9 protein-coding genes are annotated in these 12477 nt (G+C 42.4%); 2 read left to right on the top strand and 7 right to left on the bottom strand.

The window, feature by feature from the left end; genetic code table 11:
• Positions 1 to 105: 105 nt before the first annotated feature.
• Positions 106 to 765 (bottom strand): 3D domain-containing protein, encoded by a 660-nt coding sequence (locus tag CA598_RS24350; RefSeq protein ID WP_094878191.1) that lies wholly within the window; start codon positions 763 to 765, stop codon positions 106 to 108.
• A 400-nt stretch (positions 766 to 1165) separates the two neighbouring features.
• Between CA598_RS24350 and ppk1 the strand changes: the two genes are divergently transcribed.
• On the top strand, positions 1166 to 3256 hold the full coding sequence (gene ppk1 / locus CA598_RS24345; protein ID WP_094878190.1) for a polyphosphate kinase 1: 2091 nt from the start codon (positions 1166 to 1168) through the stop codon (positions 3254 to 3256).
• On the opposite strand, the gene CA598_RS24340 is transcribed toward ppk1, so the two are convergent.
• From CA598_RS24340 to glgB, 6 genes are all read right to left on the bottom strand, one after another.
• On the bottom strand, positions 3228 to 4757 hold the full coding sequence (locus tag CA598_RS24340; RefSeq protein ID WP_179283756.1) for a Ppx/GppA phosphatase family protein: 1530 nt from the start codon (positions 4755 to 4757) through the stop codon (positions 3228 to 3230). The two genes, ppk1 and CA598_RS24340, sit on opposite strands and share 29 nt — an antisense overlap.
• A 157-nt stretch (positions 4758 to 4914) precedes the next feature.
• On the bottom strand, positions 4915 to 5637 hold the full coding sequence (locus tag CA598_RS24335) for an amino acid ABC transporter ATP-binding protein (RefSeq protein WP_042188767.1): 723 nt from the start codon (positions 5635 to 5637) through the stop codon (positions 4915 to 4917).
• Positions 5624 to 6289 (bottom strand): amino acid ABC transporter permease, encoded by a 666-nt coding sequence (locus CA598_RS24330; RefSeq protein ID WP_256989731.1) that lies wholly within the window; start codon positions 6287 to 6289, stop codon positions 5624 to 5626. The genes CA598_RS24335 and CA598_RS24330 overlap by 14 nt, the downstream gene beginning before the upstream one ends.
• Before the next feature lie 106 nt (positions 6290 to 6395).
• Complete coding sequence (locus tag CA598_RS24325) at positions 6396 to 7214, bottom strand: transporter substrate-binding domain-containing protein (protein ID WP_094878188.1); 819 nt, start codon at positions 7212 to 7214, stop codon at positions 6396 to 6398.
• Between the two features lie 332 nt (positions 7215 to 7546).
• Positions 7547 to 8971 (bottom strand): glycogen synthase GlgA, encoded by a 1425-nt coding sequence (glgA, locus tag CA598_RS24320; RefSeq protein ID WP_094878187.1) that lies wholly within the window; start codon positions 8969 to 8971, stop codon positions 7547 to 7549.
• 48 nt (positions 8972 to 9019) lie between these two features.
• The gene (glgB, locus tag CA598_RS24315) at positions 9020 to 10957 is read right to left on the bottom strand and encodes a 1,4-alpha-glucan branching protein GlgB (protein WP_094878186.1); all 1938 of its coding nucleotides are present in this window, start codon (positions 10955 to 10957) and stop codon (positions 9020 to 9022) included.
• Between the two features lie 214 nt (positions 10958 to 11171).
• Between glgB and CA598_RS24310 the strand changes: the two genes are divergently transcribed.
• Positions 11172 to 12395 carry a glucose-1-phosphate adenylyltransferase gene (locus tag CA598_RS24310; protein WP_094869166.1) on the top strand — a complete coding sequence of 408 codons (1224 nt, stop codon included), beginning with the start codon at positions 11172 to 11174 and terminating at the stop codon, positions 12393 to 12395.
• Positions 12396 to 12477 lie beyond the last annotated feature (82 nt).

Here is a 12477-nt window from a genome sequence, read left to right as displayed (position 1 = left end):
AAAAACGGAGGTAGCCGCTAAGGACTCCCTCCGTTTCCTGTGTAACCTTATTTTAGAACTTTTCATATCTCTTTATTAATTAAAATTTTCTCTATTTTTATCTATCTATTTAACAATGTATAATTGTACATATTGATAACCAAATGATGATACAAAGCTTTGGCTACCAGGAATAAAGATATCAATACGATTGCCTTTTATAGCACCGCCCACATCCGTTGCCGTTGCTAAGAATGCATCTTTAGGCAATCCATCATGTGAATGCCCTGTCACCAATACTTTGGTACCAAGAGGAATCACATTTGGATCAACAGCAATAGTACCGATCTTGAGAGGATTTCCGAAATAATCTACTGCACCCCATCCGCCATTCTCACTGCTTGCAGAAGAATAAGCTGAAGCTTTGACTTGAATCGATTTGTCATAATTAAACGACTTCCCCCATGCTTCAACTGTTTTCGACTCTGAGTTTACATTCAGACTTGGTGTAATCACTGGAGATTTGTCAGTTGTAGTTACGGACTCAGCCTGCATCTTACTAGGGATAGTAATTTCAAGACCTTCGTAAATGTTAAGGGCTGCAACCTTTGGGTTTGCTTTCATTAATTCATTCATACCTACATTATATTGCTTGGATAAAGTATAAAACGTGTTGCCATCCTTAGCGATATGAACGCTGTCTGCATGAGCTGGAACAGCATGCAATAATGCACTGATTCCCATAATTGCAGCAAGGGTTTTAATTGTTCTAAATCTGTTTTTCATAATTGCCTCCTCATTAGATGGGCGTGAACGGTATGACTTCCGTATACGCTCGTGTACATTTTAAGTACTTATGTACATCCCGTGTGTGATTTCTTGGTGTGTTGCAGTCTTTTGTAAAACTGACAGGACTTAATATATCACAATTTTGTAACCTGTGCTTATGTAATTGTTACCATTATGAAAAATCAAGTTTCAATATTGTCATTTTTGGAGGTGCTGGTTAACATATTTTTTATTATGTAAACTAAATTTAAAGATTCATACACATTTTTTTAAAAAATAACATATAAAATTCCCGAATATTTTACATAGCGTTAACATTTCATGCTTTATCCAATAGTAGAATGATAGAATATGATAAATAGAATAGATATAGACACGAATCATATTTGGAGGTCCCATGAATACAGAAGAGAATAAAAACAACCAAAGCAGCCCAGCCACTGCTTACCTCAATAGAGATTTGAGCTGGATCGAATTTAACCGACGCGTGCTTAAAGAAGCTCAAGACCCCGATAATCCGCTAATGGAACGGGCTAGATTTCTGGCTATCGTCTCAAGCAATCTTGATGAGTTCATAAGCGTTCGAGTGGCAGGAATTCAAGATCAAATCCGGGCAGGCTATACTAAAAAAGATTTCACTGGCTACACCCCTTCCGGGCTATACAAACGTCTCATCAAACGAGTTACCAAAATTGTTGCCGACCAATACCGGATTTTCCGTGATATTTCACGGAGTTTGCATAAAGAAGGTATCGTTTTTGTGGATTATGAGGATCTCACTCATGCACAGGAACAGTCCATAGAACAATATTACCGGGATATCATCTATCCTGTACTTACGCCAATGGCTGTAGATCAGAGTCGACCGTTTCCACTCGTTCATAGCCAATTTATCTATTTAGCAGTTGTTCTTACTCGTAAGAATGGCCTTGAAGAAGAGCCTTTTTTTGCTATTCTGCAAATTCCATCAAATCTGCCAAGATGTATTCCACTACCACACCGATCTAACAGTAAGAAACGGCAGTTCGTATTTATAGAGGATGTCATCCGTCATCACATTCAAACTTTATTCAGTGGTTACGAGCCGGTTGCCGTTAGTGAATTTCGTTTGACCCGCAACTCTGATCTCACGATCGACGAAGAAGGGGCCGAGGATCTTCTGGAAGAGATTGAAAAGGAGCTGCGCAAGCGTCGCCGCGGTGTTCCAGCAAGACTTGAAGTACAAAAAGGAATTCATCCATATGCTTTGGAACAGCTGCAAGCTGAGTTTGAACTTGAAGATTTCGTATTCGAAATTGAAGGTCCGCTAGATCTAAGTTTCCTTCGTAACTTCGCCGGCAGTATTAAGGGCTTTAGTTACTTAAACTATCCAAGTATTGAGCCGGTCTACCCAGCTGAATTTGAAGAGAACGAGGATTTCTTCGAGGTATTACGTGAGCGAGATGTGCTGGTCTACCACCCTTACGAATCCTTTGATGCGATGACGGACTTTATCATTCAAGCGTCAGAGGACGAACAAGTAATGGCTATTAAGATGACACTCTATCGGGTTAGCGGTAACTCTCCTCTGATTACTGCACTGGCTAATGCTGCTGAATCCGGAAAACAGGTAACAGTAGTTGTTGAGTTAAAAGCCAGATTTGATGAGGAACGCAACATCGCTTGGGCTCGTCAACTTGAAAAATCCGGATGTCATGTTGTATATGGTCTTGTTGGACTCAAAACACATGCCAAAGTTACCTTGATTGTCCGTCAGGAAGGTCAAGAGCTACGTCGCTACGTACATGTAGGCACAGGAAACTACAATGACAGTACAGCCAAAGTCTACACGGATCTCAGTCTATTTACTGCTCAAAGCGATATCGGACTTGATGCTTCAGAGCTGTTTAATCAAATGACGGGCTATTCCGCTGATTTTGACTGGAATTCCTTCATTGTAGCTCCAACGGACATGAGCCTTTCCTTACAAAAATTGATGAAGCGTGAAGCGGAGCATGCTGCAGCTGGAAGACCTGCACGTATCATTGCCAAAATGAACTCACTCTCTAATCAACAAGTCATCGACGATTTATATGGTGCCGCACAGGCTGGTGTATCTATCGATTTAATCGTTCGGGGGGTTTGTTGTCTTCGTCCGGGGATTGAAGGTTTGAGCGAAAACATTACGGTTCGCAGTATTGTCGACCGCTTTCTGGAACATTCAAGAATTTACTATTTTGAAAATGGCGGGAATCCTGAGGTGTATTTATCCAGTGCAGATTGGATGACAAGAAACCTAACTCGACGGATCGAGCTGATGTGTCCGGTAAGAGACAGCAATATTCGCAAACAAATTGTTAAGATTCTTGAACTATCCCTTAAAGATAATGTGAAGGCAAGCTTCTTACAGCCTAATGGATATTACGAGCAAGCAGACGACAAAAAGGCCCCTTTCCGGAGCCAGTTCGCAGCAATGGATGTTACACGTTGGAAGGAAAATCGAGTTTAACCTTCACAGTCCAAGCATTCTTAAATGCTTTTATGGCGTTCTCAATGTCCTCTAGACCAATCAGAAGCGCTGAAGCGCCCTCAAGGTCCAGATTAAGGGTATTGCCGTGTAAATTAGCTTTCAAGCCGCTTACAATCCCGATCTCGGTGCTGTCCAGTGTAATGCTTAGCTGTACAAGCGATCCGAGCTTATGAATCCACTCTTCGTCGGAAGGCAGCAAAATGTCCTTATACATCTGGGACAATTTCTGCTTCCGGCTTTTTGTGCTGTACGAGGCAATCAACGCGCACAGGATAAGCTGGCGGTGTGTCAGTCCACGAATCGGTGAATTCATCAGCCAATACAGGGTGTGCCGTTTAGATTGATAATAGTTAATGTTAGACCCCGTTCGATGTAGCATGATGGATACATAAATTAACATCTCGTGTTCAGCTTTATTCTCCTCATCCTTGAACGCGTCAAACAGACTTAGCGCAAGCTTATTAATATGATCTAAATACCGTTTAGAGGTACGAATATCAAACCGAATGATCGTATTTAAACTGTATTCAAGCGCACTGTCCCGCACCGGTTGCTCTGGCTTCAGTAAATCATGTAACATACCTTCCCTGAGCCCTTCCCCGCTGATTACAGCCTGGCTAGCCCCAATATACTGATATACCGTATGAAAAATAATCAACCCGGACACAATGATATCTGCCCGACTCTTAGACAACCCGTCTAAATCTTTACGTTTATCATAAGGCATTGATGGTAATGTGTTCATAAAATGCTCAATCGTCTCACTGGCCATGGTGTAGCCATGAGAGTTTGGTAAAGAGTAGGCTCTAGTCTTTTGATCCAGCTTCCCTAAAGAACGAACCGTGCCTCCCAGACCAAACAACGGAAGGCCTGCTGTTGCGTTAAGCCAATCATGTTCAACCAATCTCCCCAGAACATAGGTTTCAAGTTTCTGAATCTGCTCTCCATTCCAGTTCCCGCCTTGACCAAACATAAGATTGGTGTTCACCGCTCCGAACGGAAAGGAAATGCTATGCTGATATCGCCGCCCGCGAAAAAGTGTAATTTCAGTACTCCCGCCACCAATATCGATGACGTAGCCATCCTCAACATTAAATGCGTTTATAACACCCAAGAAACCAAAGTAAGCTTCCTGATGGCCACTGATAACCTCAATTGGAATGGTAGATGCTTCTGACAAAAAGGCAATAATTTCACTGGAGTTAGCTGCATTTCTGATTGCCGCTGTAGCCCCTGCGCGAATAGTCTCCACTTCAAAAGCATTGCAGATCTCTTTAAACTGGCGCAAGACTGGAATTATGGTCTCCATATCCTTCTGTTCCAGTCGGCCTTCCTTCGTAATCTTCTCACTAAGACGCGCAGAGTACTTACACTCCTTGATGATCTTATAGCCTCCCTCCGGCGTTGTATCATAGATTACAAGACGTATAGAGTTAGAACCAATATCAATAATGCCGATCCGGCGCAGATCATCTCTCATTATGTATGTACTCCTTTTCAAGTTGATTGACCATCTATTATACATGGTTTACATAAATAAATGAACTCAGTCCATTATATCCTCAAATCACGCAACTGTTAAAAAAATAAAGCGGCACCCGGATAACCTGCCCGAGCGCCGCTACAATTTGACTTATTTATAACACTTTACTTAAAAAATCCTGAGTACGTACATGCTGAGGATTGCCGAATACTTGTGCAGGTGTACCCTGCTCTACAATCACGCCGCCATCCATAAATAGAATACGGTCGCCCACTTCGCGGGCAAAGCCCATCTCATGTGTAACAATGACCATAGTCATCCCATCTTCTGCAAGCTTCTTCATAACCTCCAGCACCTCACCGACCATCTCTGGGTCAAGGGCTGAGGTTGGCTCGTCAAAGAGCATCACATGAGGCTGCATCGCCAGCGCACGGGCAATCGCGATCCGTTGCTTCTGTCCTCCGGACAGCTGAGCAGGATAAGCATCCTTTTTATCTTCAAGGCCTACTGTCTTAAGCAGCTCCATTGCGAATTTATCCGCTTCGGACTGCTGCTGTTTTTTTACCTTAATCGGTGCTAGTGTAATGTTCTGCAGAACTGTTTTATGAGGAAAGAGGTTAAATTGCTGAAATACCATTCCCATCTTCTCACGCGTGACATTAATATCGTGCTTTTTGGAGGTAATAGATTCACCTTCAAAAGTGATTTCGCCACCAGTTGGCTGCTCCAGGAGATTCAAACAGCGCAGAAAGGTACTTTTACCCGATCCACTCGGTCCGATAACGACGACGACCTCACCTTTATGAATCTCCAAGTCAATTCCCTTGAGAATTTCCAGCTTCCCATAATTTTTTTGCAAATTCTTAACGGCGATCATCGGTATTCAGCCTCCTTTCCAGTCTACCCAGAATCTTCGATAGCGTAAATGTCAGCACAAAGTACATAAATGCGATAATTACTAGGGGTGTCATACCATCGTAAGAAATCGTTGTAACTGTTCGGGCTTGAAACATCAAATCCGTTACGCCGATAAAAGAAATAATGGATGATTCCTTGATAATAGTGATGAATTCATTTCCGATGGCCGGAAGAACACTCTTAAGTGCTTGAGGGAGTATAATATGACGCATAGTCATCCCTTGCTTCATACCAAGCGAACGGGCTGCCTCCATTTGTCCACGATCTACACCCTGTATCCCCGCACGGAAAATCTCTGCAAGATAAGCAGAACTGTTAATGGATAAGGTAATTGCACCCGACTGAATCGGTGTAAACTCAATCCCAAACGTAGCCAATCCATAATGGATGAGAAACAGTTGTACAAGCATAGGTGTACCACGAAGGAATTCTACCCAGGCTGTTGCCAAGAAGCGAAGCACACCCCATTTGGACATACGTAGCAAGGAAACGATAATCCCTAGAATAAAACCAAAGAATACACCCAGAACAGCAAGCAGTAAGGTATACTGCAAACCGGTCAGGAAAAAATCACGATAATCATAAGCCATTTGAAATAATTTAATGTCCATATTCTATCCTCCCATCTCCAAAAAAATAGAAAATAGCTTATTGCCGCTATTTTCTGTATACACATACAATTTACTTAAGCAGCCTTTAAAAAAATACGTTACTTCTTTATTTCGTGCTATCTGCAAGCTCACTAGCTGCCGTCACAAACTCATCAATTTTACCTTCTGAGTTTAAACGTGTCAGTGTGCTGTTTACTTGATCCAGTAGCTCTTTGTTTCCTTTTTTAATACCAATAGCATAACCGTCATCCTCAACTTCTGGCTTAGCATCAGTGATTACAAGACCAGGAACATTCTTAACGAATGATTTGGCGACGGGTCCTTCAATGATAGCAGTATCTACACGATTGGATTGCAATTGTAGAACGATTTCGGAGATTTTACCAAGCGAAGTGATTTTCGCTCCCTCGATCCCTTTAGCAATTTCTTCTTGAATGGATCCGGTTTGTACACCAATCTTTGTACCTTTTACAGCATCCATAGTGGCGTATTTATCTTTGTCCGCTTCGCGCACAACAATCGCTTGCTCCGCCTTGTAATAAATGTCTGAAAGATCAACAGCTTTTTTGCGTTCTTCCGTCGGGCTAAGTCCAGAAATTACAATATCTACTCTTCCACTGGACAATTCGTTTAATAGTGAATCGAATGGCAAGTCCTTAATCACAAGCTCTGCACCCATATCGGCAGCAATTTCCTTAGCAATATCGATATCGAAGCCCACGATAGTATCTTTACCGTCTACTACCTTATGGAATTCGTAAGGAGGAAAATCTGCACTTGTGCCCATCGTAAGCTTCTTAGTAGCCCCACCGTTAGTTGCATCTCCACTTGCAGCGGTATCACTATCATTTTTATTTTGACCGCAGCCTGACAACAGGCCTACTGCTAATAGCATAGCTAAACTAAGTTTACCCCATTTGTTCATTTCTATCTCTCCCCTATTCATATGAAAAAAAAATCTTAGTAGTCCCTTTGACCGACTTATTATAAATCAGAACGCATGAATATGCAAAGGCATAATTGTGACAATAACTTCCTTTTAATGGGTTTCACAGCAAAGAGCTCATTCTTCTTAGACCTTTTATTCCAATTTATTCAATTTTTATATAATTTTATACGTATTTACTATTCCCTATCTTAACCAAATCATGCGGCAAAATGCCCTTAATAATATTCATCAAAAAAAGGAGTACACTAAAGTATGAGTCATACTTCAGCGCACTCCCTTATTAACCTATAACAGAATCTGATGAATCTTTATTCCGTAATTTCATTGTAAATATCAATGTACTGCTGAGCCGATACATTCCAGCTATAATCGCCAGCGAAGGCATTTTTCGTAATCTTTTTCCAGTGTTCTGGCTGCTTGTATAACGAGATCGCCCGGCGAAGTGTAAACATCATATCGTGGGCGTTATAGTTGCTGAACGTAAAGCCGTTCCCTTCACCGGATTCTTCATTATAAAGTTGAACCGTGTCATTCAGGCCACCGGTTGCCCGCACAACGGGTATGCTGCCATAGCGCAAAGCGAGAAGCTGACTGATGCCACAAGGTTCAAACTTGGAAGGCATAAGAAAGATATCACTAGCAGCATATATTTTACGTGAGAGAGCATCATTAAAGAGGATTTGCGAAGATAGCTTTGTCGGATAACGCCAAGCCGCTTCCCTGAACCATCGCTCATAGGACTCATCCCCCGTTCCTAGCAGTACAAATTGAATGTCATCATTATAAAGCAGTTCATCCAATACACGAGTAAGCAAATCTAAGCCTTTGGAATCCACAAGACGGGTAACCATAGCTACCATCGGAATATTAGCATCCACAGGTAGTCCTAATTCCTCCTGCAAGGCTAATTTGTTCTCCGTTTTCTTAGATAGATTAGAACGGTAACGGGTAACAAGACTTGTATCTGTTGCAGGATTATAGCTTTTTGTATCAATTCCATTCACAATACCGCTCAAAACATCCGCTCTCGCATTTAACAGACCATCCAATCCGTAACCATAATAAGGTGTCCGAATTTCTTCCGAGTAGGTTGGACTTACTGTGGTGACACGGTCGCTGTATACAATGCCTCCTTTTAAGAAATTCACATTTCCGTAATACTCAACCCCTAGAAAATAACTACTGTCGAGACCCAATAACTCCCCAAGTACTTCATAAGGAAACACGCCCTGATACAACAGGTTATGTATAGTAAATACACTTCGCATCTCTTTGTAAAATGGATCATGTCGATAATGCCCCTGTAGCAGCATGGGGATTACAGCCGCATGCCAATCATGGCAATGCAAGACGTCCGGCTGAAAATCAATCGCTGGCAGACACTCCAGCACCGCACGATTATAGAACGCGAAGCGCTCTCCATCGTCCATATATCCGTAGATTCCGTCCCGTCCAAAATAATATTCATTGTCGATAAAGTAAACGGGGATACCGTCATAAACCATATGCTCGATCCCGCAGTATTGATTACGCCAACCGATTGGCACATACACTTCTGTTAAAGGCTCCATTTTTGAAGTGAACTTTTCTGGAATCCCACGATATTTAGGCAAAATCACTCGTACATCCACCCCGGCACCCTTCAGCGCTTTAGGTAATGCCCCAATGACATCGGCCAGACCACCCGTTTTGATAAATGGATGAGCTTCAGCTGCGGCAAATAAAACTTTCATGATTATTTCCCCCTTTAAAGTGTACGGATTCTCTATTCGTTCTTTAATCTATGACTCATTTGCCTCTTTACTCTTACCCACTCGTGACGATTTCTTAAACACCAGGAAGCTAAGAGGCGGTAATGTTAGCTCTATACTGTTCACCTGATTATGCCATTCTAACTTTTTGCTCTTCTGAGGAAAGTTGTGTATACCCGACCCTCCGAACGCTACATCTTCTGAGCTAAAGAGCTCTTCATAAATTCCTGGGCGTGGAACGCCTATACGATACTGTTGACGCTGGACAGGTTGAAAATTGATGATAAACAGCAACGTATCTCCTGGCTTCTTGCCTTTACGCAGATATGAAATCACGCTCTGTTCATTGTCATCTGCATCAATCCATTGATAACCCTCTTGGGAATGATCAAGCTCCCACAGGGCTTTCTCCGAGCGATACAGTTTATTAAGTGCAGCAGTGTAAGCTAGCATGCCACGATGGCTGTCATAGTCCAGCAGTAGCCAATCCAGCTGCTCCTGATCCTTCCATTCGATAAATTGTCCAAATTCTCCTCCCATGAACAGGAGTTTCTTTCCGGGATGGGAAATTTGATAACCGAGCAGTTGCCTAAGTCCTGCGAACTTTTGCTCATAAGAACCTGGCATTTTGTCAAGTAACGACTTCTTGCCATGTACAACCTCATCATGTGATAACGGTAATGCATAATTTTCGGCATAAGCATAACATATTGGAAATGTTAATAAATTATGATGATGAGGGCGACCCCAGAAATCATGTTCTATGTAGCCCAAAGTATCATTCATCCATCCCATATTCCATTTATAGTTGAAACCGAGACCCCCTTCATGAGCTGGCGCTGTAACTCCTGGCCACGCACTGGATTCTTCTGCCATCATCAATGCCTTAGGATAGTACTGAAATATCGCTTTATTCAGGTTCTGAATAAATTTAATGGCCTCTAAATTCTCCAGACCCCCATTCACGTTACGCCGGTATTGATGAGCCTGTTTTTCAAAATCGAGACGAAGCATGCTGGTAACCGCATCTACCCGCATCCCGTCAATATGATAATACTCAAACCAAAAGAGCGCATTAGAAATGAGGAACGATGAAATCTCTGGCTTGCTGAAGTCAAACGAAAGAGTCCCCCAGCCTGGTTTCTCCGCCAACATTGGATCTGCATATTCATAAAGTGGCGAGCCATCAAACATTCTTAAACCATGTGCATCCTTTGCAAAATGGGCCGGAACCCAATCCAGAATGACACCAATGCCAGCTTGGTGCAAGTGATCGATTAAATACATTAACTCATGGGGTTCACCATACCGACTCGTAGCTGCGAAATACCCCGTTCCTTGATAGCCCCAAGATAAATCGTATGGATGCTCAGCAAGTGGCATAAACTCTACATGGGTATAGCCCATTTCCACCAAATAAGGAATTAATATTTCACTCATTTCCTGGTAGCTATAAAATTCCCCATCTTCTTTTTGACGCCAAGTTCCAAAATGCATCTCATAAATGTTCAGCGGTTGATGATACGGAGCTTTGCTCTTTCTCCGCCATGCAGCATCTCCCCAACGGTAACCACTGAGATCCGTAACAACGGATGCAGTTGCCGGTCGAACCTCAGCTTTGAAGGCAAATGGATCCGCTTTGAGAAAGCTGGAGCCATCACTGGCAACAATTCTGTATTTGTAAAAAGTTCCCGGCTTTATTCCCGGAAAAAAGCGACTCCAAAATCCTGAATCGGGTATCTTATATAACGAGTCCATGTCCTGCGTTCCATCCCAGCCATTGTGATCACCAGCTAGTCCTACATATGTCGCATGAGGAGCCCACACGGTAAAGCGCACGCCCGTAACGCCTTCTTCAGCGGCAGTGTGCGCACCCAGCATAGAATAGCTGCGAAAATTGGTGCCCTCATGGAACAAATAAATATCAGCAGCTGACGGAAGGGTATCGATTGTTGCGATTTCAGCCAATTCTACACCACCTTTTTGAATGCTTGTACCTATTAGATTACCCGAATATTACCATTTTGAAAATGATTTGATGTGAAAACAAAAGATTTTCTGATAAAGAAATATTAATTGTAATTTTTCTTTTTACACAGCAATATACTTCACCTATGTCGTTTCAAGTGCTTGTCGTGCGTTTATATAACAAGCATTGACAAAATAATGGGAGGGATAACAAATGAATAACAAAAAAGATTGTATCGCCATGCTCTTGGCAGGAGGGGAAGGCCGCAGATTGGCTCCCTTGACTTCCAGTATGGCTAAGCCTGCAGTCCCTTTCGGTGGACAGTATAAAATTATTGATTTCCCACTAAGTAATTGTGTAAATTCTAAAATCGATACAGTAGGTGTTCTTACGCAATATGAAGCTGAATCCTTGCACGATCACATCGGTGAAGGTGAACCTTGGGGCTTACATAGTCAAAAGGATAAAGGTGTCACCTTGCTTCCTTCCGGTGTTGAAGGCAGAGACAGCTATACAGGAACAGCTGATGCGATTTATAAGAATATTGAGTATATCGATAGTTGTAATCCAGAGCATGTACTTATTCTGTCCGGTGACCATATTTACCATATGGATTACCGCAAAATGCTGGATTATCATGTTGGCAAGGCTGCAAAAGCCACGATCTCCGTCATGGAGGTGCCATGGGATGAAGCTAGCCGTTTTGGAGTGATGAACGTAAATGAGGAACTGAAAATCTCTGAATTTGCGGAAAAACCAAAAGTACCTAAAAGTAATTTAGCTTCTATGGGTATATATCTGTTTGAGTGGGCTTATCTGAAGGAGCACTTGTTGCGGGATGCAGCTAATCCGAATTCCAGTCATGACTTTGGTAAAGACGTTATACCAACAATGCTTGATCAGAATGATGATTTATTCGCTTACCGCTTCAAAGGATATTGGAGAGATGTTGGTACTGTGGGTAGTCTCTGGGAAGCACATATGGATCTTCTGCAAAAAAACAATGGCATGAAGCTCGACAAAGCTCATTGGCCGATGTATAGCCGGATTCGCCGGACTAAGCTTGCTGTTCATAAACCACGTGTTCAGATGCCATCAACGGACTCTCTCGTGAATGAATTCTGCACACAAGAAGGCAGCCTGCAACGTTCTGTAATCTTCAATGGTGTGGAAATTGGAAAAATGAGCCAAATTAAACAAAGCGTTATTATGCCTGGCGTTCGCATTGGACGTGGAGTACAGATTGAAAATGCCATTATTGGTGAAGGCGCCATTATTAAGGATGGTGCTGTCGTCAAGGGAAGTATTAATAATATTGTAGTTGTTGGGCCCTATGAGACCGTAGCTCCTAAGCCAGCGGTTCGAAATCAACCCTCCCGTCTGTTTCAGGATGTTTATGAGAAGACAGGACGTCTACGGGAAGTTCTCCCTTCATAAAACCATTATATATATAAATTCTTTATCAAGCAAAAACGCCTTCGGCGTCCCAAATGGACGGTAAGCGTTTATGCGAGAAATA

Source organism: Paenibacillus sp. VTT E-133291, assembly GCF_002264395.1.
GTDB classification, from domain to species: Bacteria; Bacillota; Bacilli; order Paenibacillales; family Paenibacillaceae; genus Paenibacillus_AQ; species Paenibacillus_AQ nitricinens.
The sequence above is the reverse complement of the archived record's forward strand: the minus strand, read 5'-3'. Positions and strand labels throughout refer to the sequence as shown.

Coding starts and splice junctions, on each gene's coding strand:
- CA598_RS24350 (WP_094878191.1), bottom strand. CDS start 765: ATGAAAAACAGATTTAGAACAATTAAAACCCTTGCTGCAATTATGGGA.
- ppk1 (WP_094878190.1), top strand. CDS start 1,166: ATGAATACAGAAGAGAATAAAAACAACCAAAGCAGCCCAGCCACTGCT.
- CA598_RS24340 (WP_179283756.1), bottom strand. CDS start 4,757: ATGAGAGATGATCTGCGCCGGATCGGCATTATTGATATTGGTTCTAAC.
- CA598_RS24335 (WP_042188767.1), bottom strand. CDS start 5,637: ATGATCGCCGTTAAGAATTTGCAAAAAAATTATGGGAAGCTGGAAATT.
- CA598_RS24330 (WP_256989731.1), bottom strand. CDS start 6,289: ATGGACATTAAATTATTTCAAATGGCTTATGATTATCGTGATTTTTTC.
- CA598_RS24325 (WP_094878188.1), bottom strand. CDS start 7,214: ATGAACAAATGGGGTAAACTTAGTTTAGCTATGCTATTAGCAGTAGGC.
- glgA (WP_094878187.1), bottom strand. CDS start 8,971: ATGAAAGTTTTATTTGCCGCAGCTGAAGCTCATCCATTTATCAAAACG.
- CA598_RS24310 (WP_094869166.1), top strand. CDS start 11,172: ATGAATAACAAAAAAGATTGTATCGCCATGCTCTTGGCAGGAGGGGAA.